Source organism: Bradyrhizobium sp. USDA 3364, from assembly GCF_054056355.1.
This window is the reverse complement of the sequence record NZ_JBSRYG010000002.1, coordinates 186883-212861: the sequence shown is the minus strand read 5'-3', so window position 1 is coordinate 212861 and position 25979 is coordinate 186883. Positions and strand designations below refer to the sequence as shown.

General features: G+C 63.3%; 34 protein-coding genes. 16 read left to right on the top strand and 18 right to left on the bottom strand.

What is annotated here, in order from left to right:
• Nucleotide 1 precedes the first annotated feature (1 nt).
• The 13 genes from ACVILL_RS01275 to ACVILL_RS01215 form a co-directional block, all read right to left on the bottom strand.
• Nucleotides 2-640: a hypothetical protein gene (locus ACVILL_RS01275; RefSeq protein WP_456727478.1), complete on the bottom strand. Its 639-nt coding sequence runs from the start codon at nucleotides 638-640 to the stop codon at nucleotides 2-4.
• Between the two features lie 189 nt (nucleotides 641-829).
• Nucleotides 830-1087: a hypothetical protein gene (locus ACVILL_RS01270; protein ID WP_456727477.1), complete on the bottom strand. Its 258-nt coding sequence runs from the start codon at nucleotides 1085-1087 to the stop codon at nucleotides 830-832.
• Nucleotides 1087-1566: a hypothetical protein gene (locus ACVILL_RS01265; RefSeq protein ID WP_456727476.1), complete on the bottom strand. Its 480-nt coding sequence runs from the start codon at nucleotides 1564-1566 to the stop codon at nucleotides 1087-1089. Before ACVILL_RS01265 ends, ACVILL_RS01270 begins: the two co-directional genes overlap by 1 nt.
• 24 nt (nucleotides 1567-1590) lie before the next feature.
• Nucleotides 1591-2064, bottom strand: a complete 474-nt coding sequence (locus ACVILL_RS01260; protein ID WP_456727475.1) for a hypothetical protein — start codon at nucleotides 2062-2064, stop codon at nucleotides 1591-1593.
• Nucleotides 2065-2067: 3 nt separating this feature from the next.
• The gene (locus ACVILL_RS01255) at nucleotides 2068-2748 is read right to left on the bottom strand and encodes a helix-turn-helix domain-containing protein (protein WP_456727474.1); all 681 of its coding nucleotides are present in this window, start codon (nucleotides 2746-2748) and stop codon (nucleotides 2068-2070) included.
• 2 nt (nucleotides 2749-2750) lie between these two features.
• Nucleotides 2751-3029, bottom strand: coding sequence for a hypothetical protein (locus tag ACVILL_RS01250; protein WP_456727473.1), 279 nt, complete (start codon nucleotides 3027-3029; stop codon nucleotides 2751-2753).
• 250 nt (nucleotides 3030-3279) lie between these two features.
• Nucleotides 3280-4794, bottom strand: coding sequence for an MFS transporter (locus ACVILL_RS01245; protein WP_456727472.1), 1515 nt, complete (start codon nucleotides 4792-4794; stop codon nucleotides 3280-3282).
• A 5-nt stretch (nucleotides 4795-4799) separates the two neighbouring features.
• Nucleotides 4800-8048: an efflux RND transporter permease subunit gene (locus ACVILL_RS01240; RefSeq protein WP_456727471.1), complete on the bottom strand. Its 3249-nt coding sequence runs from the start codon at nucleotides 8046-8048 to the stop codon at nucleotides 4800-4802.
• Nucleotides 8049-8050: 2 nt separating this feature from the next.
• Entirely contained in the window at nucleotides 8051-9220 is a 1170-nt protein-coding gene (locus tag ACVILL_RS01235) for an efflux RND transporter periplasmic adaptor subunit (RefSeq protein ID WP_456727470.1), read from the bottom strand.
• Nucleotides 9221-9232: 12 nt separating this feature from the next.
• Nucleotides 9233-9514 carry a metal-sensing transcriptional repressor gene (locus tag ACVILL_RS01230; RefSeq protein ID WP_456727469.1) on the bottom strand — a complete coding sequence of 94 codons (282 nt, stop codon included), beginning with the start codon at nucleotides 9512-9514 and terminating at the stop codon, nucleotides 9233-9235.
• A gap of 641 nt (nucleotides 9515-10155) precedes the next feature.
• A complete protein-coding gene (locus ACVILL_RS01225; RefSeq protein WP_456727468.1) occupies nucleotides 10156-10962 on the bottom strand; it encodes an ABC transporter permease in 807 nt (268 codons plus the stop codon).
• Nucleotides 10959-11555 (bottom strand): ABC transporter ATP-binding protein, encoded by a 597-nt coding sequence (locus ACVILL_RS01220; protein WP_456727467.1) that lies wholly within the window; start codon nucleotides 11553-11555, stop codon nucleotides 10959-10961. The genes ACVILL_RS01225 and ACVILL_RS01220 overlap by 4 nt, the downstream gene beginning before the upstream one ends.
• A gap of 3 nt (nucleotides 11556-11558) precedes the next feature.
• Nucleotides 11559-12590, bottom strand: coding sequence for a Cj0069 family protein (locus ACVILL_RS01215; RefSeq protein WP_456727466.1), 1032 nt, complete (start codon nucleotides 12588-12590; stop codon nucleotides 11559-11561).
• Between the two features lie 206 nt (nucleotides 12591-12796).
• On the opposite strand from ACVILL_RS01215, the gene ACVILL_RS01210 reads away from it, so the two are divergent.
• The 16 genes from ACVILL_RS01210 to ACVILL_RS01135 all read left to right on the top strand — a co-directional run bounded on the left by ACVILL_RS01210 (nucleotide 12797) and on the right by ACVILL_RS01135 (nucleotide 22814).
• Complete coding sequence (locus ACVILL_RS01210; protein ID WP_456727465.1) at nucleotides 12797-12940, top strand: hypothetical protein; 144 nt, start codon at nucleotides 12797-12799, stop codon at nucleotides 12938-12940.
• A gap of 193 nt (nucleotides 12941-13133) precedes the next feature.
• Nucleotides 13134-13388 (top strand): hypothetical protein, encoded by a 255-nt coding sequence (locus ACVILL_RS01205; protein WP_456727464.1) that lies wholly within the window; start codon nucleotides 13134-13136, stop codon nucleotides 13386-13388.
• A gap of 2 nt (nucleotides 13389-13390) precedes the next feature.
• A complete protein-coding gene (locus tag ACVILL_RS01200; protein WP_456727463.1) occupies nucleotides 13391-13624 on the top strand; it encodes a hypothetical protein in 234 nt (77 codons plus the stop codon).
• Between the two features lie 50 nt (nucleotides 13625-13674).
• Nucleotides 13675-14007, top strand: a complete 333-nt coding sequence (locus ACVILL_RS01195; protein WP_456727462.1) for a hypothetical protein — start codon at nucleotides 13675-13677, stop codon at nucleotides 14005-14007.
• A gap of 43 nt (nucleotides 14008-14050) precedes the next feature.
• Nucleotides 14051-14995 carry a DUF1259 domain-containing protein gene (locus ACVILL_RS01190; protein WP_456727461.1) on the top strand — a complete coding sequence of 315 codons (945 nt, stop codon included), beginning with the start codon at nucleotides 14051-14053 and terminating at the stop codon, nucleotides 14993-14995.
• A gap of 106 nt (nucleotides 14996-15101) precedes the next feature.
• Nucleotides 15102-15701, top strand: a complete 600-nt coding sequence (locus ACVILL_RS01185) for a c-type cytochrome (RefSeq protein WP_456727460.1) — start codon at nucleotides 15102-15104, stop codon at nucleotides 15699-15701.
• A gap of 93 nt (nucleotides 15702-15794) precedes the next feature.
• A complete protein-coding gene (locus ACVILL_RS01180) occupies nucleotides 15795-16514 on the top strand; it encodes a superoxide dismutase (protein WP_456727459.1) in 720 nt (239 codons plus the stop codon).
• Between the two features lie 22 nt (nucleotides 16515-16536).
• Nucleotides 16537-16749 (top strand): hypothetical protein, encoded by a 213-nt coding sequence (locus ACVILL_RS01175; RefSeq protein WP_456727458.1) that lies wholly within the window; start codon nucleotides 16537-16539, stop codon nucleotides 16747-16749.
• A complete protein-coding gene (locus ACVILL_RS01170; protein WP_456727457.1) occupies nucleotides 16746-17039 on the top strand; it encodes a hypothetical protein in 294 nt (97 codons plus the stop codon). The genes ACVILL_RS01175 and ACVILL_RS01170 overlap by 4 nt, the downstream gene beginning before the upstream one ends.
• A 221-nt stretch (nucleotides 17040-17260) precedes the next feature.
• Nucleotides 17261-17620 carry a hypothetical protein gene (locus ACVILL_RS01165; protein WP_456727456.1) on the top strand — a complete coding sequence of 120 codons (360 nt, stop codon included), beginning with the start codon at nucleotides 17261-17263 and terminating at the stop codon, nucleotides 17618-17620.
• A complete protein-coding gene (locus ACVILL_RS01160) occupies nucleotides 17596-18021 on the top strand; it encodes a hypothetical protein (RefSeq protein ID WP_456727455.1) in 426 nt (141 codons plus the stop codon). Before ACVILL_RS01165 ends, ACVILL_RS01160 begins: the two co-directional genes overlap by 25 nt.
• Nucleotides 18022-18052: 31 nt before the next feature.
• The gene (gene chrA / locus ACVILL_RS01155) at nucleotides 18053-19234 is read left to right on the top strand and encodes a chromate efflux transporter (RefSeq protein WP_456727454.1); all 1182 of its coding nucleotides are present in this window, start codon (nucleotides 18053-18055) and stop codon (nucleotides 19232-19234) included.
• A 37-nt stretch (nucleotides 19235-19271) separates the two neighbouring features.
• Nucleotides 19272-20657: a hypothetical protein gene (locus tag ACVILL_RS01150; protein WP_456727453.1), complete on the top strand. Its 1386-nt coding sequence runs from the start codon at nucleotides 19272-19274 to the stop codon at nucleotides 20655-20657.
• A gap of 25 nt (nucleotides 20658-20682) precedes the next feature.
• Nucleotides 20683-21495 (top strand): hypothetical protein, encoded by an 813-nt coding sequence (locus ACVILL_RS01145; protein ID WP_456727452.1) that lies wholly within the window; start codon nucleotides 20683-20685, stop codon nucleotides 21493-21495.
• 230 nt (nucleotides 21496-21725) lie between these two features.
• Nucleotides 21726-21932, top strand: coding sequence for a hypothetical protein (locus ACVILL_RS01140; RefSeq protein ID WP_456727451.1), 207 nt, complete (start codon nucleotides 21726-21728; stop codon nucleotides 21930-21932).
• A 474-nt stretch (nucleotides 21933-22406) separates the two neighbouring features.
• Nucleotides 22407-22814 (top strand): hypothetical protein, encoded by a 408-nt coding sequence (locus tag ACVILL_RS01135; protein ID WP_456727450.1) that lies wholly within the window; start codon nucleotides 22407-22409, stop codon nucleotides 22812-22814.
• A 146-nt stretch (nucleotides 22815-22960) separates the two neighbouring features.
• On the opposite strand, the gene ACVILL_RS01130 is transcribed toward ACVILL_RS01135, so the two are convergent.
• From ACVILL_RS01130 to ACVILL_RS01110, 5 genes are all read right to left on the bottom strand, one after another.
• A complete protein-coding gene (locus tag ACVILL_RS01130; protein ID WP_456727449.1) occupies nucleotides 22961-23452 on the bottom strand; it encodes a DUF2092 domain-containing protein in 492 nt (163 codons plus the stop codon).
• A 112-nt stretch (nucleotides 23453-23564) separates the two neighbouring features.
• On the bottom strand, nucleotides 23565-23897 hold the full coding sequence (locus ACVILL_RS01125) for an HdeA/HdeB family chaperone (protein WP_456727448.1): 333 nt from the start codon (nucleotides 23895-23897) through the stop codon (nucleotides 23565-23567).
• A gap of 126 nt (nucleotides 23898-24023) precedes the next feature.
• On the bottom strand, nucleotides 24024-24320 hold the full coding sequence (locus ACVILL_RS01120) for a hypothetical protein (RefSeq protein ID WP_456727447.1): 297 nt from the start codon (nucleotides 24318-24320) through the stop codon (nucleotides 24024-24026).
• Between the two features lie 16 nt (nucleotides 24321-24336).
• A complete protein-coding gene (locus tag ACVILL_RS01115; RefSeq protein WP_456727446.1) occupies nucleotides 24337-25452 on the bottom strand; it encodes an HlyD family secretion protein in 1116 nt (371 codons plus the stop codon).
• Nucleotides 25453-25455: 3 nt separating this feature from the next.
• Entirely contained in the window at nucleotides 25456-25773 is a 318-nt protein-coding gene (locus ACVILL_RS01110; protein ID WP_456727445.1) for a DUF3302 domain-containing protein, read from the bottom strand.
• Nucleotides 25774-25979 lie beyond the last annotated feature (206 nt).

The window sequence follows — 25979 nt, the reverse complement described above, 5'->3', positions numbered from 1 at the left end:
TTCAATCTCCTTCTGTGCTGCTTGCCGGGTGGCACGCCGGATCCTGATTCTTGGCTCGCACTTTCGCTGCCGCGGCCATATCCTTGATCGCCTGGACGACGGCCTCCCGTTGGCCGCGTACGATGCGCTTCAGTTCTTGAAGCATTCCGCGCTGACCCTCTCGATTTCCGATGGCGGTGAGACTCTCGGACTGGCCGATCAACCCATCAAACACCTCGACGAGCCGCGTCGCGGTCTCGCCAATGACTTCATCGATGTCATGGAGCGAGATTAAATTGCCGCGGGCCCGCTCGAGCTCGATGAACTTGAGATCCGCGGCATAAGCCTTCTCGCGAGTCTGTTCGTCGCGAAACCGAGCGCCGGCCTGGCCGCGCGCCGGCGACGTCGTTGCTCTTGCTGTCGCTGCACCGGCCTCACGCGCGGCGTTACCGACTTGACCGATCGCCAGGTCATATTGCGCCAGGTTGATCAGCTTCGCGTTGCCTTTGCCGGGCTTCACCGCGAGCCGACCATCCGCGACCAGCGGCGCAATGCGCGCCGAGATTGCCTGCTTGGAAACACCCTTGCGCTCGGCAATCTCCGAGACGCTGAGCCAAAGGCCATCTTCCGGCGGCTGAGGTGGAGGAGCGTCAAGTGTCACAGCGTCAACCCGTCAAGTGCGTCAATGCAGATTTCGAGCCCGTTCAACTGGCGGACCCCCGGCCCCGGCTCGGGTCGCGGTGGGTGGGGGCTTTGGAAGGACCCGCGGGCGGCCCAGGGAGGAACGGCGAAACTCCCCAGACCGCTCCGCGTCCGGCGGAGGGCTCGCTGATCAGCCCTCGACGCCAAGCTACTGCCCCTGCCTCAGCAGGCGATCGACTGCTGCATTCAGGCCATCGCTTGTCGAGATTGGCGGCCGGTGAGAGCTGGCCTGAGTGGCCTGCTGTTCGCGGCGAGCGGCCAGTCGATCCACGGCAGCATTCAATCGGTCACTTGGCGAGAGGGCGGCCGAAGCAGCTTCGGCCGGCGCCGGTGCGAGCATGAGACCGCGTTTGGCTAAGGCGCGGTCAATCGCGGCGTTGAGCCTGTCGCTCGATGTCTCGGTCATCAGATCGTATCCTTGGGTTTGCGTAGTGCCAGCTGACGGTCAATCGCGGCGTTGAGGCCTGTCGATCGAAGGTCTTCACCCGCGCGCATTACGTCGGCGGGGTCGAACCCGACCTCGATCATCGGGTTGGGAATGTTGCCGTCGAGGCGTGAGCGCCGTGGCGTGATGACCGCGGGTACGATCTTGAGCGCTGCGATCGCGATCGAGGCCGGCATGTCTGTCTCGAAGGCCAGTTTCATCGCGAGATCTCTCCGCCCCACGGCCTCGGGGCTGGAGAGGATCGCGCTCTGCCGCTCTCTGGCCGCAGCAACTGCTTCTTCGGCCGCGGCCTCGGCCGCTGCCTTGGCCTGCTCAGCGCCGATTTCCTGCCCCAGCGCGAAAGCGATTTCGCGCGCCCGCTCGAGCTGCTCGCCTGAAACTCGCGTTGCATCCTGCGAGATGCCAGCAAGCTCGAGAACCCTTGCAACTGCCGTCGACATGCACCGCTCCTCGTTTCGATGGGATCAATCGGGACGTGATTCGGTTGGCCACGAATACCCGGAGCTCGTGGCCAACACTCTCCGGATTGTTCGATCGCTCGGCACGTAGTCCCGCACTTTCAGGATCGCCCAGCATGCGGCGCGGAGCGTGCCGGTCTGCGCCGGGCAGCGCTCTTCGGTGCGCTCTCGTAGCCACGCAGAGGCCGAGTACCGTGACAGCGCTGCATGGAGCTGCTCGGCCTGCGAAGAAGGGCTCGCCGATGGGTAGAACTGAACAGCCGCAAGCCAAATGAGGCGGTTGCGCTGCTCCTCGATCAACTGCGTCGGGACGCGTCGCTGGCCAGGCTGCGGCTTAGCACCGATCAGCTTCTCGAATTCGCCGTCACCCTTGAGCCACGCGGCCAGAACGTCCGCGAGTGCGGCCGCATCGGGATTACCGCTGCGACGCAGCTCCGCCAATCCGGCCCTGACGATCGTTGCAACGCGCGCGGTGCTCATGGTTCAGGCGAGGCTCAGCGAGCCGAGAACGCTCGCGATCCGTTCTTGCGTCAGGGTGCCGGCTCGCTCCTGGGCGCTCAGCTGATCGCGAGCGCTGTCGCTGAGCGAACCGAACGCCAGCCAACCCGCGGCGCGATCGCCGCGACCGAGCTTTTCGGCCACCCGTGCCTGGACCACGGACGCGTGCTCGGCGCTGGCCGAGGAGGGGCGTGGCTTCGCCTGCTGGAAACCCCTCGCTTCCTTGCCAAGCCCTGCCGGACTTTCCACACGACGGCTTGAAGAGGGTAAGGGAGAAGTGATGGTTGTATGATGGTTCTTATGGGTGACTACAGAGTCACACCCCCCTGTGACTGGCAGACGCACCCTTCGCACCCTCGCGGCGGGCCGTTTCCGCTCAGGGGGGTGTGTCTGCGGGTCACACCCCGGCATCAGCAATTGGTAGTGGTGTTTGTCGCCTGGAGCACCCGGAACGATGCGCACGTAGCCGGCTGCGACGAGTGCCGGCAGGCGTCGCAGAACGGTTCTGCGATCGCAGGACGCCTCGCGCGCAATCTGCTTCATCGACGGCCAGCAGAAGCCGGTGACGTGGTCCGCATGGTTTGCGAGCGAGATCAAGATCAGTTTCGCGTAAGGGTCGTCCCGGAATTGGCAGTCCAATGCCCAGGCGACTGCTTGAATGCTCACGACTACGCAGCTCCCTCGTCGGGCGCCGACGCGGTACAAGCTGGTGCGAAAACTTCGGTGATGAAACGCTGCCGCGCCACGGCCCCGGCAGCCAGCCAGGCCGCGCGCAGTAAGACGATCTGCCCGGCGATCGGGGAAGCAGCTGCCATGCCGGCGCGAGTGCGTTCAGAGATCTTCGCGCGGATCGATGGATCGGCCATCGCCGCTTTGGTGGCGGCGGAAATCTGCGCCCGCCGCTCCTCCGAAAGGGGCCCGCGGGGCTTGCCCGGGATTTTTGACATTTCCAAATTCTCCTTTCCGTTCAATCCGGGAACGAAAGGAGGATTTGTCAGAAAGTGCCTTGTAAGACCTGCTGTCTCAGCGGCCTCTTAATCAGCGGGTCCCAGGTTCGAGCCCTGGTGCGCCCACCATTGGAAAATCCTTATTTTCCAAGCCCTTCGTGGAGAAGTCGCCGAGAACAAAATGGGTCTCGTGTGCGACGTTTCGGTGGCCGAGGCCGGCTGCGCGACTTGTCCCTTGTTTTCTGAATCTTCATGCCATTCGTATGGCGCACTGATCCGATGGTAAAGGCCGATTACGTGCTCGTCGTAGAATAGGATCCTGGGGCGAGCAAATCGGACATCCGCACCATGAGAGTAGGTCATACCGCGTGTTCATCGCCAGCAGGATATGGATGCCCTCACGATGCTGCGGATCGACCGAGCGAGGCGGTGATCGTCGAACCCCAGTGAGCCGCGGCCACTCGGCATGAAGTTGGTCGATCACGAAGGTATGTGTGTGCTGATAACCACCGGCGGCCCGCTCGGCCCCGGCTACGTGCGGGTCGTCCGCCGGCAATGCGCCGTGCACATGTTCGAGAGCGTCGGGGTCGTATGACGGCCACAGACACGCCGCCATCGCCACGGCTAGACCGGCGATCACAGCCAAGGCAATGAACGTCGCCGGCATCCCGATCTTGGCGCCGAACCAGCCGGCGACCGGATATGTGACCAGCCAGCAGACGTGGGACAGCGCAAACTGAGCGGCGAAGACGGATGGTCTGTCCTGAGGCTGCGACGATCGCCGAAGCAGACGCCCCGACGGCGTCTGCGTCAGCGAGTAGCCAAACCCCATGGCGAACCAGACCGGCAGCAGGATCGCGTAGCCTGGCACGATCGCGCCGAGGAACAGGCACGCGGTCAGCAGACTGGCGCCGGCCATCATCGCCCGCCGGTCCGGAATGTCGTCGAGCAGGCGCGGCAGCCCGAGCGCGGCCACCATGGAACCCAGGCCGAACGCGGCCAGCGCGAGAGCGGTTGCGCGCTGCGTCAAGCCAAATCCCGCCTGGACGAGGACGACGGTGTTGACGATCACCATGGAGCTTGCCGCTGCGGCTGCGAGGTTGAGCGCGAGCAGACCGCGCAGGCGCGGCGTGGCGAGATAGATGCGCAAGCCGCGCGTCGTCCGGTCGTAGATGCCCCGCCGTTCCACCGCCTGCGGGCTGGGCAACTGCACCGAGACGACGAGTGCCGCCGAAGCAAGGAACCCGACAACGGTGCCGGCGAACAGCGCATGGAAGCTCACGACGCTCAGCAGCGCCGCCGCGAGCATCGGGCTGACGACGCTTTCGAGGTCATAGGCGAGACGCGAGAGCGACAGGGCGCGGGTATAGTCGCGCTCCTGCGGAAGCACGTCCGGTATGGTCGCCTGAAAGGTCGGCGTGAACGACGCCGAGGCGGATTGCAGGATGAAGATCAGGACATAGACTTGCCAGACCTGGTTTACGAACGGCAAGGCGAGCGCGACCGCCGCCCTGACCAGGTCCAGCGCCACCAGCATGCCCCGACGCGGAAGGCGCTCGGCGAAGGCGGTCGCGATCGGCGAGACGCCGACATAGGCGACCATCTTGATCGCCAGAGCCGTCCCGAGAACCGCACCGGCTTCGGCGCCGGCGAGGTCGTAGGCGAGCAGCCCAAGAGCGACCGTGGCAAGGCCGGTGCCGATCAAGGCGATGACCTGTGCTGCGAACAGATGGCGATAGGTTCGGTTTGCAAGGACTGCCAGCATGCCTGCTACTCCGCGGCGTGATCGCGCGTGAAGGGATGGGCGGGAGTAACGACCGGTACCGGCGCCTTGCGGGCAGCAAACCGCGCATAAAGTGCCGGCAGGACGACGAGGGTCAGCAGCGTGGCGGTCAGGAGGCCGCCGATCACAACCGTGGCGAGCGGCTTCTGGACCTCGGCGCCGGTCCCGGTCGCAAGCGCCATCGGCACGAAGCCGAGGGAGGCAACGAGCGCGGTCATCGCAACCGGACGGAAGCGCGTCAGCGCGCCTTCGGTTATGGCGTGCTTCGTATCGTCCCCCTGCTCGATCGCGTGACGGATCTGCGTCAGCATGACGAGGCCGTTGAGCACAGCGACGCCGGACAGCGCGATGAATCCGACGGCGGCGGAGATCGAGAACGGCATGCCGCGCAGCCAGAGCGCCGCGATGCCGCCGGTGAGCGCCAGCGGCACCGCGCTGAAGACCAGCGCCGCGTCCCGCGCCGAGCCGAGAGCCCCGAACAGCAACATGTAGATCAGGACGAAGACGCCTGGCACGACGAAGACGAGCCGCTGCCGCGCGACTGCGAAGTTCTCGAACTGGCCACCCCAGGCGAGATAGCTTCCGGCCGGCAGCTTCACTTGTTCGGCGACCTTGGCTTGCGCTTCGGTCACCAGCGATCCGATATCACGGCCCCGGACCTCCGCCGTCGCCACCACCCGCCGCTTGCCGTTCTCCCGGCTGATCTGGTTGCAGCCGACCGTCTGCTCGAACGACGCGATCGTGCGCAGCGGGATGGACGCCCCCGGCGCGTCCGCGTTCGCGCGCGGCAGCGGGACGGGCAGCTCCTCGAGCGAGGGGATGTCGTCCCGCAGCGCATCCGGCAGCCGCACCACGATCTTGAAGCGGCGATCCCCCTCGAACACGAGGCCGGCGTCGGTGCCGCCGATCGCCGTTGCGATCAGATCCTGCACGGAAGCAAGGCTCAAGCCGCGGCGCGCGATCTCGCCCTTGTCGATCTTGATCTCGAGGAACGGAAGACCGGAGGTCTGCTCCGTCTTCACGCTCTCGGCGCCGTCGATCTTGCGGACGACGTCGGCGATCTGGCCGGCGGTCTTCTGCATCCGTTCGAAGTCGTCGCCGAAGACCTTCACGGCGAGGTCCTCGCGCACGCCGGCGACGAGTTCGTTGAAGCGCATCTCGATCGGCTGCGAGAAGCCCACCTTGTTGCCGGGGAGCTTTCCGGCCCGGGTCTCGATCTTCTTGATCAGGTCCTCCTTCGTCATCGAAGGATCGGGCCATTCCTCCTGGGGCTTGACGATGATGTAGGTGTCGGACGCGGACGGCGGCATCGGGTCGGCCGCGAGGTCGGGCGTTCCGGTGCGCGAGAAGACGAAGGCGACTTCCTCCAGACCGCTGATCTGCTGCTCGATCAGGAGCTGCATCTTCTGCGACTCCGCAAGCGCGGTGGAGGGTACCCGCTTCACTTCCATGACGATGTTCTTCTCGTCGAGGGTCGGCGTGAACTCCTGCCCGAGACGGGTGAACAAGGCTGCCGCGCCGACGAACAGGAGCGCGGCGGCGGCAATGACGGGGAAAGGCCGGGCGATCGACCACCCGAGCAGCGGAGCGTACCAGCGCTTGAGCCTGCGGACGATCACATTCTCCGTCTCGTTCACGGGGCCGCGAATCGCGATGGCGACCGCGGCCGGCACGAAGGTCAGCGACACCACGAAGGCCACGGCGAGCGCGATCATCACCGTGAGCGCCATCGGTTCGAAGGTCTTGCCCTCGACGCCGGTGAACGCGAGCAGCGGCGTGTAGACCAGGATGATGATGATCTGGCCGAAGACGGATGGACGGATCATCTCGGTGGTGGATGCCGTGACGGTGTGCAGCCGCTCGTCGAGCGACAAGGTGCGACCGAGCTCACGCTGGCGTTCCGCGAGATGCCGCAGGCTGTTCTCGGCGATGATGACCGCACCGTCGACGATGAGGCCGAAGTCGAGCGCTCCGAGACTCATGAGGTTGGCGCTGATCTTCCCTCCCAGCATCCCGCTCGCGGTGATCAGCATCGTGATCGGGATGACGAGAGCCGTGACCAGCGCAGCCCGGAAGTTGCCCAGCAGCATGAAGAGAACCGCGATCACAAGAAGCGCGCCCTCGGCGAGATTCTTCGCCACCGTATGGATGGTCGCGTCGACCAACTGCGTCCGGTTGAGCACCGTTCGGGCGAAGATACCGGGCGGCAACGTCTTGCTGATTTCCTTGATCTTGGCATCGGCCGCGGCCGCCACGGTGCGGCTGTTGCCGCCGATCAGCATGAGCGCCGTGCCGAGCACAACCTCCCGGCCGTTGACGCTGGCGCTGCCGGTCCGAAGCTCCTTGCCGATGGCGACGTCGGCGACGTCCTTGACGCGGACCGGCACGCTACCGCGCGTCGTCACCACAACGTTCTCGATGTCCGCAATGGTCTCCAGCCGACCGGCGGCCCGGACCACGTAACCTTCGCCATTCTGCTCGATATAGTTCGCGCCGCGACTGGCGTTGTTGGCCTCGATGGCGTCGACCACCTGCTTGAATGACAGGCCGAAGCCGATCAGCCGCGCCGGATCCGGCTGCACCTGGAACTGCTTGACGAAGCCGCCGATGGCGTCCGCGCCGGCAACGCCGGGGACGGTCTTCATCTGCGGCCGGACGATCCAATCCTGCACGGTCCGGAGGTAGACGGTCCGCTGGAAGTCGTCGGCCAGCCGCTCGCCTTCGGGCGTGAGATAGCTGCCGTCGGTCTGCCAACCGGGCTGCCCATCGCGAACGGGCGCGGAGGCGCCGGGCTTTTCGTATTCGACCGCCCACCAATAGATCTCGCCGAGGCCTGTCGAAACCGGTCCCATCCGGACCTCGACACCTGGCGGCAGGCTGGCCTTCGCCTCGTTGAGGCGCTCGGAGACAAGCTGCCGCGCGAAATAGATGTTGGTGCGGTCCGAGAACACGGTCGTGATCTGCGCGAATCCGTTGCGCGAGAACGAGCGGGTGGACTCGAGCCCGGGCATGCCGGCGAGCGCGGTCTCCAGCGTCACCGTGACCTGCTTCTCGATCTCGACCGGCGTCAGCGCCGGCGCGACCGCGTTGATCTGCACCTGGACGTTGGTGACGTCCGGCACAGCATCGATCGGAAGCTTCGTCAGCGACCAGAAGCCGGCCGAGGCCGCGGTGAGGGTTACCAGCAGGACCAGCCAGCGGCGGCGGACCGAGAAGGCGACGATCCATTCGATCATGTTCAGTCCTCGTCGCCGGGCTTCGACAGTTCGGCCTTGAGCGGGAAGGTGTTCGAAACCGCGACGATCTCGCCCGCTGAAAGGCCCGAGACGATCTCGACGATCGCGCCATCACGTTGGCCCAGCACGACGTCGCGCGCCGCGAAACCGTCCTTAGTGCGGACGAACACGGCCTTGCGCCCTTCAACGGTTTGGATTGCGGCAAACGGCACCACGACTGGCGCCTGGCGCTTCTCGACGGCGATGGCGGCCGTCACGAACGAACCCGGGCGCCAGCGTCCGTCCGTATTGTCGAGCGCAGCCACGACCCGGGCCGAGCGGGTCTCCTTGTCGAGCAGTGGGCTCACAAAGATGATCCGGGCGATGCCGGTCTTGCCTGATCCTCGCAGCGCAATTTCGACGTCCTGGCCCTCCCTGACGAGGGGCAAATCGGTCGACGAGACAGACAGCTCGATCCATACCCGGCTCAGATCGACGATGACGAAAAGCTCAGTCTCCAGGGCGTCGCGGCCCATCGCGGTTCCGAGTTCGACCCGACGTTCAACGATGCGGCCGGAGATCGGTGCTCGGATTGTCTGGCTGCGCAGTGTGCCGTCCGGCGCTTGCGGCAACGCAGCGATGTCGGCGTCGGCGATACCGAGCGCCAAGAGCTTCTGACGGGCGATCCCGAAGCGCAGTACTGTCTGCGCCGCCGCGTTGCGCGACTTGATGTATTGCTGCTCGGGGATCGCGCGGCCCTCCCACGCCAATTTGTCCCGTGTGGTGAGGTCCTGCTGCAGTTCGTTGTTGAGCTTCGCGGCGAGGTACTCGCTCTTTGCGTCGGCGACCTCACGGCTCTCCAGGACACCCAGAATTTCGTCTTTCACGACGTCGTCGCCGATGTTCTTCCGCAGTTCAGCGACGGTTCCGGCCAGCTTGACGGAGACGTGCGCGACCCGTCCGGAGTCCGGAACAATCGCGCCCGGCACCGTCACGCGCTGCGCGATGGAAGCCGGGCCAGATTGTCCCAGTTCGATCCCGGCCAGCTTGATGCGTTCATCGTCGATGGCGATCGTCGCTGATTTCGGGTCGCGCCCTTGCTCGGCGGCATGCGACGCCACCGGACAGGCGAGCGCAAGACCAGCCAGTGCGGCGAGGAAGGCGAACGAAATCGCGATGTGGTCCCGGGGCATTGGAAACTCCGCTCACAGATACCGCGAGATCGCCTTGAACTCCGCCAGGACGGCCTTCGTCGACCTGCCGGTCCCACCGTTGGCCGCAGCGTCGAGGCAATTGTCCACGTGATCGTGAATAAGGGCCTTTTTGGCTTCGGAGATCGCCTTCTCAACGGCATAGAGCTGCTGGGCCAAATCCAGGCACGCGCGGCCATCGTCAAACATCGCGATGACCTTCTGGAGATGCCCGCTGGCCCGCTTCAATCGCTTGACGATCTCCGGGTGGCTTTCGTGAATGTGATCTTTGCTCATGGTCTGATCCTATCCCCGAGGGGGGGATACTCCTTACCCGAGGTCCGAGCAACAGGTCATTCGCAAGGCAAATCGACGCAGACTTTGTATCGGAACAGATCCGCGAGGGCTCGGCTTTTCGCCTATCGGAGGAAGTAGTTCGAGAAGCTCTGGGTTGCGCGCCAGCGTCTCGTCATTGCCGTGTGCGCATGTCTTGTCATTGATCTCTTCTGCTACTATTCGCCCAGGTCCGTCCGGCATGCGCTCGTCGCCTTCAGCGCCGTACCGCTCGCGTTGACGGGCGTCATTGTCGTTCTTTGGCCGCGCGGCATGCTGGGAGTCACCGCTCGTAATGCTGTTACAGATTCGGTCGGTGATAGATTGCGGCCCACCGATTGCCCATGCCCATGCAATCTCCGACGGGGCTCTGATGCGTGATCCCGCCGTCGTGATGACCGCGCTGAGCGCGTGGCCTGATTCGTTCCGATAGCGTTCGCCTCGGGACGGGCGCCGAGGTAAAAAGCCGCTTGCCACCGTCTGCTGACTGCAATGATTTTGGGCTGTTGCCGCGCTCTATTTGAGCTTCGCCGGGACGAACGGTCGTCAAGCGAGCCAACCAAGGAAGCGGCGTGTAACGGGCGGCCGAATAGCCGGCAGCCCAGCTAACTTGCCCCTTCTGCTGCAATTCGATCGAGACGTAGCCGGTGCCGATGATCGGTCAGCAGGCGTGCGCCACCAAGGACGGCGGCCAGCGTTCCGAGGCCGGTCCCGCCGGCGATCAGGAACATGATTAGCAGTTGATATTTTACTGCATCGGCCGGCTCGACGCCCGCGAGAATCTGGCCAGTCATCATCCCCGGCAAAGAAACGAGGCCGATCGCCGCCATGCTGTTCATGATCGGCATAAAGCCGCTCCTCAAGGCGTCCCGTATGATCGGCAGCAGGGCCTGATACCGGGTGCCGCCGAGTGCCAGACACGCTTCCACGGCGGCCCGTTCGCGCACCAGGCTATTCGTCAGCACGTCCAAGCCCAGGCTTATCCCCGTCATAGTGTTGCCCAGGATCATGCCCAGCAAAGGCAGCGCGTAGCGCGGATGATACCAAGGATCGGGGCGTAGTTCCGTCAGGAGTGCGAACATCGTGACGGTACCGGCGGCAAGCAGCGTGCATCCGGCACCCAAGCCGTACTTCCAAACGCCCGGAAGACGCCGCTTTTGCCGCGCGACGATTTCCCGAGATGCGAAGAGAACCATGATGACAGCCGCAAGGGCTGTCCAAAAGGGCGACACCGCAGCAAACAGGAACGTCAGCACATATCCAACGAGGACAAGCTGAACCACCATGCGCACGGTCGCGATGGCCAGTTGTTTCTCAAGCTTGAGACGGAGAACAAGCGAGAGAACGCCGTCCATGACGACGAGGAGCGCGGGCAGGGCCAGATCACCGTACGAAAGCTGGATGTAGGTCACGGCCGGTCTTCCTCGATGCCACCATCAGGGCCCATCGCGAATATCCTTGATCCCACGCGGCGAGCTTGAGCGTTGTCGTGCGTGCTCCAGATGACGCTCGTTCCGTTCGCAATGCGTTCGGCGATCAGGGATTCCACGGCCGCGGCGGATGCCGAATCGAGCGCCGAAGTTGGCTCGTCCAGCAGAAGCACCCGCGATCGCAGCATGAGCGCCCGCACAAGCCCCAATCGTTGTCGCTCGCCGGTCGAAAGTCTTTGGATTGGCCAAGGTCCGCAGTCGTCCGAAAGCCCCAGGCGCGTGACCAGCGGTAGGGCATCGTCCCAGGCCGTGAAGTGCTCTTGCACGGTGTCGGACCACCAGCCGGGCTCGGCGGCGAGATAGGTCACTCGCTTTCGCCAGGCGGGAGCGGACATCGCCTCTCTCAGCGTACCGTCAAGCTTGACCGTCCCTTCGTTGGGATCGAGGTCCGCAATGGAGCGAAGCAGCAACGTCTTCCCCACCCCGGAAGGCCCCTGCAGGGCAACGCATTCGCCGTCCTGCAAGTCGAAGGAAACGGAGATGTGCAGGCGCTTGAGCCCGCTTACCGTCAACATGCGTCAAAGCTTAAGCTGCAGCCGATTGGCAACGCGCCTGGCGATCTCCGCCGGCGCCTCGTCCGGGTAGGGATGCACCGAGCTGGCATTGATCTCGCCGAGCACGTAGCTGTCGCTCCCGTCCGCCTGCGCCGGGCCAAGCATGAAGTCGGCGTCCCAGATCGCGGGCAGGTCATCTCGCGCAATATCCAGCAGGGAGGTTAGCTGTGGCGTCCACTCGTCTTCCATCAACCGCCGCAGCCGCTGGAAGCGCGGGTCTGCGTTGGATGAGTAGCGCCGCGGGCCGGCCTGCGAACGCGCAGCTGCCGAGTCGACCAGGGCTTTGACTTTGTGATGGCCGAAGCCGGCGCAGCGATCTCCTGCCATGTAGCAGCGGACCACACCCTCGTTCAGGCGAGGCTGGAATGGTTGGTCAACTACGCTGCCGTTCTCGAAATACTCCCCGCAGCGACGGACAAAATCATCCAGCGACAGTTCCTCGGAGACATCCTTGGTCGCGTCCAGCACCCTGATCATAGAGGAAGTCGGGAGCTTCTCGACCTTCCAAACGCCCTGGCCGCCGTTGCCCCGGTTGCGCTTGATCACGCGCGGACCGGCGGCGAGCCGCGTCGGCAACTCGTCGCGCATCGCTTCGGCAGTTTGATATAGCGCCGTGTCGCTTCCCCATCCCATCGACCGGGTGCGGTAGAGGACCTCCTTGGTGCCCATCTTGAGGATGACATCGGGATGGGCGCTCACCCACACGCCCTGCGCGGCGACGTCGCGCAACAGGGCGTCGAGTCCGGCGCGGTTTCGACCGTCTTGCAGCGGATTTACCCAGACGAGCACGCCGTCCGCTGCGAGCAGTTGCTCGCGGACGGCGTCCGCGAAGCTCTCGTCGTAGATCGCGGGCCGCGCTTCGACGCCGACGGCGGCGAGCGCTTCGAATACGTCAACGAAGCGGCCGTTTTTCGAGGTCGCGTCTCGACGCGCGGCGGCATCCCCGCGCGAGAGGATGGCGACGGTACGTCGGCGAGAGGGGGTCTCGGTGTCCATGCGCAAGCTCCACGTGTTGCGTGTTGCGCAGAGCTTGGACCGAAGTCTCACGGGGAGTCTGCCTGTCCCCTCCATGACACTCTACGTGAATTTCTCCGGACGTTTCAAGACCGTGGCTATAGAGCCCATTTTGGGTTTGACCGATTCCGTGCCGGCAAACCTTGATCCAGCTCAACGGCTTTGTCCGGGGCGCCGGATCGTGAGCCATGAACAAGGTTGACGATCCAGAACACAGACGCCACCGGCCCAAGCCAGAGCCTTCACGGCTGGAGGAGGCGCTTCGGATTGTTGAGGAGTACGCAAAGGAGCTGCGGGAGATTGTCAAGAAACTCGGTCCGCGGCTCAACTGAACTAACCGCCCGCATTCGGTTCCTAACGTGGAATGAACTCTTTGTGACGTCGGTTGGAGGGTTCCTTGATCCAGCCGGGTAGTCTCAGGTTGACAGCCTAACCACCAAGGCATTTATTCGCGCTACGGGGATGTGCGATCTCCCCGCGAGGCGACATGCCCAAGAATCGCGTCCTGATCACCAAGGGCGCAGCATGTCATCATATACCTCGATTTCATCCGACAAACTCTCTCCCCTCATAGGCACGGCCAGCGTGCCGGCACTCATCGATGTTCGTATCGATGAAGACTGCACGGCCGACCCTCGCCTGATACCGGGCGCGGTGCGTCGTTCCCATCGCGACGTTCAGGACTGGGCCTCAAGCATGATGGGGCAGTCGGTCGTCGTGGTCTACGACAGCCGCGAATCTGAAGAACCCTGGGGCAGCACAACACAACCAGGAGAATGACCATGCCGAAACCCAAACTTTCCCACCTCATCCTCGCGCTCACGCTCGCGGGCGGCGCCATGCCCGCCCATGCCCTCTCGCAGGACGAACTCGTCGCGAAGCTTCAGGCCGCCGGCTACGCGAATGTCAGCGACATCAAGTCGACCGCCGAAGGCACGACGGCGAAAGCAACGAAGAACGGGAAGCCCGTGCGGCTCGTGATCGATAGCAGCGGCCAGGTCAAGGAGCAGGACTGAAGGTCCCGCTCGGTCCATTGCCGCCCAAAACCAAAAACGGAGAGATCATCATGATGAGAACAGCTCTGGCGCTGTGCGTGGCCGTCGTGTGGCCGGGCGCAATACTCGCGTCACCGGCCGACCTCGATGAGCAACCGCAAATGGCCATCGCCATGCCGGCGGCGATCGTTCCGTCGCCGGCAGGCGAGACGCTGCGCGGCGTCGTCAACAGCGTCGACCAACGCAACGATACGCTGGTGATACGCCTATCGGCGGGCACGACCGAACCGTTCAGAGTGCAGGACGGCCTTATTTTCAATGCCGTCCGGTTCGGCGATCCCGTCGAGATCTCGGTGCAGACCATCTCGGGACTCCGAACCATTGTCGGGCTCTCGAAGGAATAGAGCTGCGCTTTGACGCATCAATGCAGGTTCAAGGAGCAATCCAATGCGGAACATGATTTCGGCGCTGGTCGGGATCGGCGCCTGCTGCTTCGCCACAAGCGGAAGCGCACAAAAGATCGATTGGCAGGTGTTCGCCGAGCCATTCATCTCGTCGGCCCACGCGCAGACCGTCGACTGGCAGAAAGTCGATGACACGCTGGGCCGAAAGCCGGCCGTCTCGGGCGACGTGCATCGCTACGGCTTTCCGCGCAGTGATCTCACGGTGACGCTCGACGGCGTCACCATCAAGCCGGCGCTGGCGCTCGGCGGATGGGTCGCGTTCAAGCCCATGCATGACGGCGTGATGGCGATGGGCGATCTCGTGCTGCTCGAGTCCGAGATCAACCCGGTGATGCTCAAGATGATCGGCAACGGTCTGCAGATCACGGCCGTGCACAACCATCTGCTCGGCGCGAGCCCGGCCACTTTCTACATGCACGTCGCCGGTCATGGCGACCCGGTCAAGATCGCCACCGCGATCCGCGATGCGCTTGCCGAGAGCAAGACGCCGCTCAAGGCCACGGCGCCGCCAACGCCGCCGCCGGCCATCGATCTCGACACCGCACAGCTCGACCAGATCATCGGCGTCAAGGGCCAGGCCAATGGCGGCGTCTATCAGTTCAACGTGCCCCGTCGCGATCCTGTCACCGAGGAGGGCATGCAGTTGGCCCCCGTCGGCGCGATGGGCGTTGCGATCGGCATCAACTTCCAGCCGACCGGCGGCGGCAGGGCGGCGATCACCGGTGATTTCGTGCTGACAAACGACGAAGTGAACCCGGTGATCATGGCGCTGCGAACCCACGGCATCGACGTTACCGCGCTGCATAGCCACATGCTGGATGAACAACCGCGCCTGTTCTTCATGCATTTCTGGGCCAATGACGACGCCATCAAGCTCGCCAAGGGCCTGCGCGCCGCGCTCGACAAGACAGCCAGGACGAAGAGCTGAGCTCGATGACTTGCACAGGTGATCGCGTATGATGAACATGAATAAGGCGATACTCTCGAGGCGACGCGCCGACGACTGGCAGGTTGCGGCCGGACGGCGAAGACTGATGAACCGTGCTCTCTCGCGGCGATCAATCCTTGCGGCCTGCGCAGGCCTTGCCGCCATCAGCCCGGCGGCGGCGGGCACCGACAATGTGAAAGCCAAGGCGGAGATGTGCGTGGCCTGCCACGGCCAGAACGGCATCTCTACCACCGAGAACGTCCCGTCGCTCGCCTCGCAGCCCGATCTCTTCCTGCAATGGCAACTGGTCTTCTTCCGCAGCGGCGCGCGGAAGAACGAGACAATGGAGCCGATCGCGGGACAGCTCAGCAACGAGGACGTCCGCGATCTCGGAGCTTACTTCGCCTCGCTCAAGGCCGCCGATGCCTCGAGCGCAAAGGCGCCGGACGATCACCCGGAGTTGGTCAAGGCCGGCCAGCAAGCCGCTGCCGCGGGACGTTGCGCCTCCTGTCACGGCGATAACTATGCGGGAAACAAGGCTGCAGCGCGTATCGCGGGCCAACGCGAGGAATACATCGCCAAGGCACTCCACGACTACAAGGCGGGTGCCCGGACGGGAGGCGGCGTGGCTGCAATGGCGGAAGTTGCCTATCCACTCAGCGACGACGACATCACAGCACTTGCTCACTACCTTTCGCGCCTTTGATCCAAGCGCGCAAGGCATTCTGATGATCGGTGTCTCGAACATGCAAGCCGCCAGTGCGATATCGACGCATCGTTTCAACCTTTGGAGGGACTAATGACCATCAACACCGAGCGCCGAAACTTCATCGCAGCAGTCGGCGCCGCCACAGCTTCAGCAGCCGTCCTCGGCGCAAACCAGGCCGTCGCCGAAGCCAACCCACACACTGGAGCCAAGGCCATGTCCTATCAGGCAAAGCCGATGCCGTTCGATCCGAAGTCGATCACCGGCATCTCGGAAAAGATTCTCGTCAGCCATTACGAGAACAACTATGTCGGCGCAGTGAAGCGGCTTAATGCCATCGGCACGCAGCTCGCTGAACTCGACTTCGCCAAGGCACCGAATTTCATGATCAACGGACTGAAGCGCGAGGAGTTGATCGCAGCGAATTCGATGATCCTCCACGAGGTCTATTTCGACGGCCTCGGGAGCGCGGGCAAGCCCAGCGGCACGCTCGCCGACGCGATTACGCGCGACTTCGGCAGCATGGAGCGTTGGCGAGCGGAATTCGCAGCCATGGGCAAGGCGGAAGGCGGCGGCTCGGGTTGGGTGATCCTTGCCTACTCGCCCCGTGACAAGCGGCTCGTCAACCAGTGGGCGGCCGATCACACGACCACGCTTGCCGGCGGCCGCCCAGTCCTGGTGCTCGACATGTATGAGCATGCCTATCACATGGACTTCGGCGCTGCCGCCGCCCGCTATGTCGACATCTACATGGAAGCTATCCGCTGGGACAACGCCGCCAGACTGTATGAGCAATACGCGAGGGAAGCTTGAGGGGACGCCGGTGAAAGAGCCGATGGATCGGATCGACGCAACCGCGGCGAGGGCCGACGCTCCAGCCTGTCCGGACGGAGAGAATGTGCGAGCCACCGCGCGTGCGCATCGGACCATCGTGATCTGTGGAGACGCGGCGCAGGTGAGCGCCGGCTTTGCGCTCGCGCTCGACGCCATGGATGCCAATGCGGAAGTGTTGATGACATCCATCAAGACGAGAGGAGGATCGACATGAAACGAAGCTGGATCGTGCTCGGCAGTGGCCCGCTTCTGCTGGGAATAGTCGGTGTCGCCGTGGTCACGGCTCAACCAAGCAAGGACCCGGTCTTGATCCCCGGGGATCAACCCGTCACCGAGGAACAGGTCCGACAGAAGCTGCAATCGGACGGTTGGTCGAATGTCCAGATCATGCGCGAGGGGAGGTACCTCGAGGCCATGGGTTCGAAGAACGGTCAAACGGCGAAGCTTATGGTCGATGCGCAGAACGGGAGACTGCGCGCCGTCGACGAGGATGACGACGACTGAGCAAGCAAGAGGTTGCTCAGCGGAGGCGCGGTTATCCAGATTCGCGCGAAGGCGATCCGCGTGTCCCCGCCGTGCAATATCCTCGATGAATCAAGGCGTACCGGACTTCTGCGGCGTTGACAAATTCGCTGGGTTGCCGTTACTAAATTTGTACGGGGAAGCGATCTCCCCGCGAGGCGACATGCCCAAGAATCGCGTCCGACTTTCAACAAGGACGCCGCATGTCTGATCTTTACCAGCAGTTTTGCAAACTCTTCCAGAATCTGATGGCCGGTCCGCTTGGCCAAGCGCTTCAAGCCGTGTCGGAGGCGGACCATAGGCGCCCGGCATTGATCCCGATTGCCGTCGGGCCGAGTGCACCGCGTCGCCCAAGTACGAAGCGGCGCAATCCAGCGGTGTCGTCGATGCGAAGCGTGGCGCTGGCTCTCTGCGTGTTGGCGGGCTTGCTGGCGAACGAGGACTCTGCTCAGGCGCAAACTTGCAAGGTCTGTGCCGAGCAGCGTGCGGCATGCATGAAGAACTATGCCGGGCCGGCCTGCAAGACCGAGTACAAGATGTGCCTCAAATCCTGCAAGAAGTGACAGCCGCCAAGCTGAGCGGGCCCCGCGTGACGTGTCTCGTCGCTACACTCGCCGCCTTTATCGGGGTCTTGGATACCCTCGATGCGGGATTTGCTGCGGCGCAAGGCCTCCGGAAAGTAGCGGCTGCGCAGATCCGCGCCAGGTTCGTTGGTGTGCAACTGACCGACGAGGTGCACTACCGCTTCGTGTTCGAGCGGGACGGTACGCTGAGGAGCGTGTCGGCGGGAACAAAGAAGCGCGGCCGATGGACGATCGAGAAGGATCAGCTCTGCCTCTATCTCGGGGAGTCCGACGACGGCTGCTATGACGTCGCCCAATCCGGCCGGACATTCACGCTGACGCCAACGGGACCGGGGCTCCCCGCTGACGGCATTCTTGAGCCCATCTCGGATCCGCAATGAGAGTCAGAGCTTCTGCTACGGAGTTTCGCAGGTGACCACAGCAACAGATTCGCAGCGCAGTCATTTGCCAGAACTGGCACGCTATTTCCTGCGCCTCGGCTTTCTAGGCTTCGGCGGCCCGGTCGCGCTCGTCGGACAGATGGAACGCGAACTGGTCGACGGCAAGAAATGGCTGACCAAGGAGCAGATGCGGGAATCGATTGCCATTTGCCAATCGCTTCCGGGGCCGCTGGCGATCCAGGTCGGCATCTACGTGGCATGGCTCCGCGGCGGCTTTTGGGGAGCCTGGGTCGGCGGATGGTGTTTCATCCTGCCCAACTTCGTCATCGTGGCTGCATTGGGAGCCCTTTACGTCTATCTCGGCGATCTCCAGCCGGTCACCGCGATCTTCTATGGCGTCAGCCCCGCGGTCATCGCGCTCATCCTTCATTCCTGCTACCGGCTCGCCAAGCTAGGCATGGAAGACTGGTTGCAATGGGCGATCGCGGCAGTTTGCCTGGCCGTCACGGTCATCCTCCAGGCCGAGGTCGCACTGCTGTTCATCGGCGCGGGGATTGTCGGGATTATCTATTACGGCAACACCAAGCGCCCTCCGGTCGCCCTGCAAATCGCGGTGATTCCTGCCGCAGCGCCGGCGGCTGCGCCGGTGGCGACCGGCTCGACGATCGGAAAGCTGCTGCTGTTCTTCCTCAAGGCCGGCTCGCTGACATTCGGCAGCGGCCTCGTCATCGTGCCGTTCCTCGAGCAAGGGCTCGTGCAGCAATACGGCTGGCTCAACGAGCGCGAATTCCTGGTGGCTGTCGCGATCGGCATGATGAGCCCCGGGCCGGTCGTGATCACGGCGACCTTCGTCGGCTATCTGGTGGCGGGATTCTGGGGCTCGCTGATCTCCACGATCGGCATCTTCCTGCCGTCCTTCCTGCTCGTCCTGATCGTGGCGCCCTTGCTGGCGCGGCACCGCAAGAATCCGAACGTGCAGGGCTTCGTGAAAGGGGCCTATGCGGCTGCAATCGGGACGATCCTTGGCGCGTGCTTCCTGCTCGGCAAGATCGCGATCGGCGACTGGCTGACCGCGCTGGTCGGCATCGTCTCGCTCGCCGTGCTGTTCCGCTGGAAGATCAGCAATCCCTTGCTCATCGCCGTCACTGCCGTGGTCGGGCTTATTGCCTATCCGATTCTGCAGCCGGCATGGGTGCTGACCGGGTTAAAATGAGATGGCGACGATGCGGACATTGAGATGGCAGGCTCGAATGTGGCTGCGCTTGACGGCCGCTCTCCTGGTGATCCTGATGACACCGGTCCTGCCCGCGCTTGCAGATGACACGATCGTGTTTGTCTGCCAGCACGGGGTGGTGAACAGCCAGATGGCGGCGGCCTATTTCAACAAGGCCGCACGGGAGCGCGGGCTGTCGTTCAGGGCTGTCTCGCGCGGCATCGACCTCTACCGGTCGGTGCCCGTGCGAATCCAGGACGGTCTTGCGCTCGACGGTCTGGAGGCGGCCAACACGCCGCAGCAGCTGACCGTGGACGACACGGTCGCGGCGGGCCGCGTGGTGGCGTTCGATCAGATTCCGCCGGAGCAGCGAGGGAACGCCAATGTGACCTACTGGTCCGGCATTCCGCTTGGTATCGATGATTATGAGACCACCCGCGACCAGATCGTGGAGCGTATCGATGCGCTCATGCCGATGCTGGCGGCGGCAGCCCAATCGACCGGTGACAAAGCTCCCCTCAAGCTCGAAGCCAAGATCTTGCTCGGCGATGTGCGCGGCCGGATCGATCATCTGGCTGTCGACCTGAAGCGGCAGCGAGTGTTCGTGGCCGAGCTTGGCAATGACAGCGTGGGTGTTATCGACCTGGCCGCGCACAGCCTGCTCCGAACCATTACCGGGCTGAACGAACCCCAAGGTGTCGGCTATGAGCCATCGACCGACACGCTCTATGTAGCCAACGCCCGCGATGGATCGGTGCGGCTGTTCGAGGCCAACGACTACAAGGTGACCGGACGAATCGAACTCGGCAGCGATGCGGACAACATCCGGATCGACGCGGCAGCCAAGCGCGTTGTCGTCGGCTATGGTGACGGCGGTCTGGCGGTTCTGGACCCGCCCACCCGCGCCAAGGTCCGAAGCATACCGCTGAAGGCGCATCCGGAAAGCTTCCAGCTTGAGCCCGACAGTGGACGCATCTTTGTCAATATGCCCGACGCGCGGGCGGTTGCGGTGGTCGATGGCGGCTCCGGGAAGCAACTTGCCAACTGGCCTTTGGACAAGGGCGGCAATTTCGCGATGATCATTGATCGCGACCGCAGCCGCGTCCTTCTGGCGTATCGCAGCCCCGCCGAACTTGCGGTCTTCTCGACGGATGGCAAGCCGATCGCGAACGCAGAGACCTGCGGCGACGTCGACGACCTCTTCATCGATGCGAAGCGCGATCGTGTCTATGTGAGCTGCGGCGCCGGATACGTCGACGTATTCCAGATCGATGGGGCGGCCTATCGACGGATCGCACGCCTGCCGACGGCAACGGGTGCGCGGACGTCTCTCTTCGTGCCGGAGATGGACCGTCTGCTCGTGGCGGTCCGTGCGGGCCCCGCGGGGCCTGCCGCGATTTGGGTGTTCAAACCGATGCCTTGAGATCGATTTCGACGGGAGGCGACGCATGCATAGACGTAGCCGAGGCTCTGGCCATTTCCCGAGATATCTTGCCCGTGACGTCATATTAGCATTCAGCCTGTTCGCGTTGTCCGCTCCGGCAGCAGCCTATCGTCCCTTCGACGGCACCGATGCTGCGGTAGCCAAAAAGGGAGAAATGGAGATCGAACTGCAGCCGGCAGGACGTTTGCGCGATGAGAGTGGAACGAGCCTGATCGCGCCGTCCTGGGTCATCAATTACGGCCTGACCGAGGACTGGGAAGCCGTCTTTGAAGGCCAGGGACAAACGTCCCTTTCCCCGCCGGGACCGACAAGCCTGACGGCCGCCGGCGCATTTCTCAAGCATGTGGTCGTGCCCGGCAGCCTGCAGGATAAAACTGGTCCAAGCGTCGCAACCGAGTTTGGCGTTCTACTGCCGGACAGCACCGGCAACTCGGGTGTCGGTGCAAGCTTCGCCACCATCATCTCGCAGCGCTGGGATTGGGGCACCATCCATCTGAACGCCGAGACCGCTGTGACCCGCGACCATCATGGCGATGTCTTCCTGGGTGCGATCATCGAAGGACCGTCGACGTGGACAGTGCGTCCCGTCGCCGAATTGTTCTACGAGAACGAGTTCGGAAAGGAGGAGACATTTTCGGGGCTGGTCGGGCTGATTTACCGCGTCCGGGACGATCTCAGCTTCGACGTCGCAGTCAGGCACGCGCTCACCGGCGGACACCCGGTGAACGAGGTGCGCGCCGGCCTGACCTTTGGTTTTCCGCTGACCTTTTTCGGAGGTCAGGCCGCGCGACAGTCGTCGCCGATGCTGCCTCGGTAAATTATTTGGCGATCCGGAGGCGCTGGATGCGCACGCCAATAGCGGCCGACCGTCTGGTGGTCATTGTCCGTTGCATGGCCGGCGGACATGCAGCCTCCCATTAGATGGATGTTCCATCCAAGTGCGCGTGACCTCGCTCGGGGGAGCGCGATCTATACAGCGCACGACTTTCTCGAAGTGATCGATCATGATGCAAGCAGGCGCATCCCGACGCTTCCGGATTTCCGGGCGTGGCTGGTGCAGTCGCCGACGACTGCGAAATACTCACCACCAATCGTGGCGCGGCGACGATCACCCGGCTGGGCGCTGCGATCTTCGAAATCAAGAGCATCTTCCCGTCGTCCCAATGGGGCGGCTATCGTCAGGCAGAAGGGCATCGGGACCGTCGCCTGTATTGGCGACGCCCGGCAGCGCCCGTCACCCAGGGATCAACCTGAAGGACATCACCCAGCGGGCAATCGATCTTCCCGGCCGGCCGCGTTGGTGCGTCTCGGACGCGGCCGCCGAGCGCGTTTCTCTCTGTATGACGGCCCGGTAGCCAGAGCTCGACGATGTCGTCCATTGGCCACTGCCATCAGGCGGCGCGCATGGCCTCGACGTCTTCGCAGAGATTCAATTGGAGGCGTTCCAATCTACTGCCTGCCACGCTCACCAGCATTGGCAGCGGGCTTACTTCCCGCTGCCGCCCGCCCGAAGATGGTCAGCCGGCAATCTGACGAGCGCTCAGATCCATTCTCGAAGAATTCAAATCCCGATCTAATTCTCAACTAATTGTTCAGCGGCAAATTGCCACCTTGCGTGCTTTTCCGGTGGCTCAATCGCGCCGCCGCGATGCTCGTCGCGAGCACTTGGGGGACTTCGATATGCCAAAAAATTCTGTCTCATCGCTATTCTGTCCGGAGAATGCCGGCGTGCAGCAGTTCTCTTTCGTGTCGCAGCGGAGGTTTATTTCGCTCATGATCGTCGCAGCGGGAGCAGTCATCGGGACGGGTTTGAATTCAGCTAAAGCTGCTTCGGATACTGACCCAGCGAGCAGAACTCACACTGAAGAATTGCTGCTGCAAAAGATCGAGGCGATGGAGCGGCGGCCGTGTCGCTGCTCGGCGGTCGAGGAAGGTCGGCCCGCCCGTGAGCGTTCCGCTCTTGCTGAAACGTCACATGAAGCAACAAGGCGAGCCGCGAAGTCGAGCAATGACCTTGGTTGTTCGCGCGAGCGCTCTGATCGGCTTGCGCAGCGAGACATGAGCATGTTCGCAATAAATGTGGCGCGCGAAAAGGAGCAATCGACATTCGACCAAGGGCGAGGCGATCAAGGCTGAGACCATCAACCGCCTTCGTTAGAGCCGTTGGCTGGAAGCGAGGCGACAACTACGGCGTGCAGACGGCGACGGCTCATGAGGCACACGCCGGCGAGCACCGCACGTGCTCCTTTCGAGCTACATGGCCCAAGCCGCTGCATCTTTGATCAAACTTTAAAGACTATCGATGCGAGCAGTGGAATATTCCCCGCCGTAAACGGATCGGCGCCGAGGAGATCGGCCACGGGCAGGTCGGCGCCACGGCTTCTCAGCTGGTCGACGACCTCGTCGATCGAACCCTTGAGGTCAGCCTTGGCGTAGAGGTTCGCGTGCTTGCCGAGCAGCGACACGGCCGAACCGTCCGAGACGAGCTCGATATCGGCATAGCCGCCGGTCGTGGTGGCCCGAAACTTGTCGGGCCGGCTCAGCGAGAGCTGGCCGGAGCTGTCGAACTGGATCTTCTGCACCTGCGGCGTGACGACCTCGATCTCCGTGTCGTAGGTCAACGAGATGTTCTTCTGGCCCGCGACATAGCTCGACATCGCCTTCGGGATTGCCGGCGCATCCTGCGCGCTCGCAGGCGAGGCGCAGGCCACAGCAGCAGCCATCACCGATGCGGCCGACAGCCTGCGCGCGGGTAGAACAAAACTCGACGACATTATTGTCTCCTTGTTGCTGAACGATCATTCGGAAGGACGTCCCGTCGGACGTCCTCCGCATCCGCCGATGGCCGCACCTGCTTGTTCGTCGCAAATAGCGAGGTGATGCGCGCTACTTCTCGTTCTTGAAGAGCGTGTCGATCGCCTGGATGACCTTCAGATCGGGGTGCGCCTTGCAATACACGATCACTTCGTGCTCGCCGGACTTCGCACGCGTGATGTGCGCGTAGTGTTTCTTCGCAAGGCCGTTGTACCAGCCGCTGTACCAGGCCGCGAGCATGTCGGCATCTTCCTGAAAGGTGCCCGCGAGCTGCGCACAAGTCAGCGTCTGGACGTCGATATAGCCCTTCGCGTCCGCGTAGGCGGACAGCGGCGTCTGGGCCTGGGCCGCTGATGCGGCGAGTGCGATCGTAGCCGCAGCGGCGGCAAGAGCGATGCTTTTCATCAGATTATCTCCAATCATTGTGTCATGCGGATCCGGCCAGAAACATTTCCGCCGGGCCACGTCCTATCGTCTGAACTTGCATTGAACGTCCGTGCCGACACGACCTCCTTTCATTTGCCGCGAGCTTCACTCGGACCAATAGAGTTTCTGGCAGTTGCTTTCGAAGGACTCAGCGTTGGCGCTCATTCCCAAGGAACCCGCCACCGCGACGGAGCGGCACCACCACTTGTGACATTCCTGCTGCCGGTTCGGGGGAACGCGCTTGCGATGCAGTTGGCAGATCGTTGCATAGACCACGGTCTTGGTCCGATTGGCACCCGCGTTCCAAAATTTGCCGCCGGAACCACCAGCGCGATCGCGCAATGCATCGCGCACGTTGGGGGTATAGCCGCGGCCGAAGCGCGCTGCTGCGACAAGAGGCATAGAGAAGGTTCCGCTGTTAAAACACATAGTTCAACCATGACTTCATGCGCAGCAAAATTCGCCGGATCACCGCGACGAGAGTCCAATGGTCGCTGTAGACGGCAACCTGAGCCACGGTGCCCGCGGGCAGCTGATAGGCGGATAAGTCGTCGAGGATGGCGATGTTGACCGACGCGAGACCGGGAGACTTTGCTCGATCTTCGGGATTCAGCAGCATGCCTGTCGCCTGCAACTGTCCTTGCGACACCGCATCGACCAGCGTCTCGACCTTTCCGCGGAAGACGCGGCCGGGCACGGCATCGAAGGCAATCTCCGCCTCTGCTCCTGTGCGGAGCCGCTGCACGACGGTTTGCGGAAAGGATGCCGCGAAGACCCTGTCGTCGCTATGGATGAAGACCATGGCCGGCGCATTGGACGTCACCATGCCGGGCCGCAAGAAAAGCTGGGTCACATAGCCTTCGGTCGGTGCGACGACCGTGGTCTGGTCGAGGTCGTACTGGGCGTCCCGCAAGTCCGCCGAAAGCCTGGCCACTGTCGTATTGACGCCGCCGACGTCCGAGGTGAATGCCAGCCTGGCCTGTTGCTCGGCGGCCTCTGCGCCTGCGACAGTTTGTCTGGCGGCATCCAGATTGCGTTGCGCGGTGTCGAGGGCGGCCTGCGCGATATCCCTGGCCTGGAACAACTGCGATTGACGATCGTAGTTCGATTGCGCCAGTGAAAGCTGCGCCCTGGCCTTCGCGGCACCGGCGGACGCCTGGTCGAGCGATGCTTTAAGCTGCTTGACGCCCTGTTCGGCCTCGGCAAGCGCCGCCCGCTTCTGGTCGACCACATATTGATAGGGCGCCGGGTCGAGTTTGAGCAACGGATCGCCCTTCTTGAGCGGCACGTTCGGCTTGACCGGCACCTCAACCACACGCCCTTTCACTTGCGGGATGATCGGCGTGGTGAAAAAGTAGAGCCGGGCATCGGTGGTGAAGGGATGGTTGTAGTTCATGCCCGCGAGCAAGCCACCGACGACGACGACAGCGCCGATGACAGCGGTTGTGATCGACCACCTGCTCAACGAAACGCCAAGGATCTTGAAGATTGCGACGCAGATGGCAGCGTAGATCAGCAAAAGCAGAAGGGCCATGGGTCAACCTGGATGATGAAGCTGCTGCTCGAGCGCGGCGACGCGCATGTCGAGTTGCACCACGGCATCCGAATTGGCGGAGGCGCAGGACAGCCCCCAGCCGCGATCGGGGCGATAGGCCATCGCCCAGATCCACAAGAACGGCCACAACACGCCAAGCGTGAACAAGCTGACCCACGTTGCTGCACCGATCGCGTCCTGGTGCGGATGATTGCGCCGCTTAGCGATCTCGTAGGGAATGCCCCAGACGGCCACGACGCCGTAAACGACGAGGAGCAATACGATGATCAGAATGACGAGAGCGACGTAGTCCAAGGTCACGGCTCTTCTCCGCGGATCGAAGTGATCGGAATGGCACTACAACAATCAGACCATCCCGATTGACTTTCGTAGCCGACGAATTGCTACCGACAATAATCCCAGAAGCCCTGGGTGCGGGATGGGTCGGTGTAGTACCAGCACATGCCGGGCGCCGGAGCTGCGCCGGCCCAGGCTGCTGCAGTCGCTGCTGAAACCATGCCGATAGC

Bases quoted from the DNA above. Each gene is read 5' to 3' on its own strand.
- ACVILL_RS01270 (WP_456727477.1), bottom strand. From the start codon at position 1,087: ATGACCGAGACATCGAGCGACAGGCTCAACGCCGCGATTGACCGCGCC.
- ACVILL_RS01265 (WP_456727476.1), bottom strand. From the start codon at position 1,566: ATGTCGACGGCAGTTGCAAGGGTTCTCGAGCTTGCTGGCATCTCGCAG.
- ACVILL_RS01260 (WP_456727475.1), bottom strand. From the start codon at position 2,064: ATGAGCACCGCGCGCGTTGCAACGATCGTCAGGGCCGGATTGGCGGAG.
- ACVILL_RS01250 (WP_456727473.1), bottom strand. From the start codon at position 3,029: ATGTCAAAAATCCCGGGCAAGCCCCGCGGGCCCCTTTCGGAGGAGCGG.
- ACVILL_RS01245 (WP_456727472.1), bottom strand. From the start codon at position 4,794: ATGCTGGCAGTCCTTGCAAACCGAACCTATCGCCATCTGTTCGCAGCA.
- ACVILL_RS01240 (WP_456727471.1), bottom strand. From the start codon at position 8,048: ATGATCGAATGGATCGTCGCCTTCTCGGTCCGCCGCCGCTGGCTGGTC.
- ACVILL_RS01235 (WP_456727470.1), bottom strand. From the start codon at position 9,220: ATGCCCCGGGACCACATCGCGATTTCGTTCGCCTTCCTCGCCGCACTG.
- ACVILL_RS01230 (WP_456727469.1), bottom strand. From the start codon at position 9,514: ATGAGCAAAGATCACATTCACGAAAGCCACCCGGAGATCGTCAAGCGA.
- ACVILL_RS01220 (WP_456727467.1), bottom strand. From the start codon at position 11,555: ATGTTGACGGTAAGCGGGCTCAAGCGCCTGCACATCTCCGTTTCCTTC.
- ACVILL_RS01215 (WP_456727466.1), bottom strand. From the start codon at position 12,590: ATGGACACCGAGACCCCCTCTCGCCGACGTACCGTCGCCATCCTCTCG.
- ACVILL_RS01210 (WP_456727465.1), top strand. From the start codon at position 12,797: ATGAACAAGGTTGACGATCCAGAACACAGACGCCACCGGCCCAAGCCA.
- ACVILL_RS01205 (WP_456727464.1), top strand. From the start codon at position 13,134: ATGTCATCATATACCTCGATTTCATCCGACAAACTCTCTCCCCTCATA.
- ACVILL_RS01200 (WP_456727463.1), top strand. From the start codon at position 13,391: ATGCCGAAACCCAAACTTTCCCACCTCATCCTCGCGCTCACGCTCGCG.
- ACVILL_RS01195 (WP_456727462.1), top strand. From the start codon at position 13,675: ATGATGAGAACAGCTCTGGCGCTGTGCGTGGCCGTCGTGTGGCCGGGC.
- ACVILL_RS01190 (WP_456727461.1), top strand. From the start codon at position 14,051: ATGCGGAACATGATTTCGGCGCTGGTCGGGATCGGCGCCTGCTGCTTC.
- ACVILL_RS01185 (WP_456727460.1), top strand. From the start codon at position 15,102: ATGAACCGTGCTCTCTCGCGGCGATCAATCCTTGCGGCCTGCGCAGGC.
- ACVILL_RS01180 (WP_456727459.1), top strand. From the start codon at position 15,795: ATGACCATCAACACCGAGCGCCGAAACTTCATCGCAGCAGTCGGCGCC.
- ACVILL_RS01175 (WP_456727458.1), top strand. From the start codon at position 16,537: ATGGATCGGATCGACGCAACCGCGGCGAGGGCCGACGCTCCAGCCTGT.
- ACVILL_RS01170 (WP_456727457.1), top strand. From the start codon at position 16,746: ATGAAACGAAGCTGGATCGTGCTCGGCAGTGGCCCGCTTCTGCTGGGA.
- ACVILL_RS01165 (WP_456727456.1), top strand. From the start codon at position 17,261: ATGTCTGATCTTTACCAGCAGTTTTGCAAACTCTTCCAGAATCTGATG.
- ACVILL_RS01150 (WP_456727453.1), top strand. From the start codon at position 19,272: ATGTGGCTGCGCTTGACGGCCGCTCTCCTGGTGATCCTGATGACACCG.
- ACVILL_RS01145 (WP_456727452.1), top strand. From the start codon at position 20,683: ATGCATAGACGTAGCCGAGGCTCTGGCCATTTCCCGAGATATCTTGCC.
- ACVILL_RS01130 (WP_456727449.1), bottom strand. From the start codon at position 23,452: ATGTCGTCGAGTTTTGTTCTACCCGCGCGCAGGCTGTCGGCCGCATCG.
- ACVILL_RS01125 (WP_456727448.1), bottom strand. From the start codon at position 23,897: ATGAAAAGCATCGCTCTTGCCGCCGCTGCGGCTACGATCGCACTCGCC.
- ACVILL_RS01120 (WP_456727447.1), bottom strand. From the start codon at position 24,320: ATGCCTCTTGTCGCAGCAGCGCGCTTCGGCCGCGGCTATACCCCCAAC.
- ACVILL_RS01115 (WP_456727446.1), bottom strand. From the start codon at position 25,452: ATGGCCCTTCTGCTTTTGCTGATCTACGCTGCCATCTGCGTCGCAATC.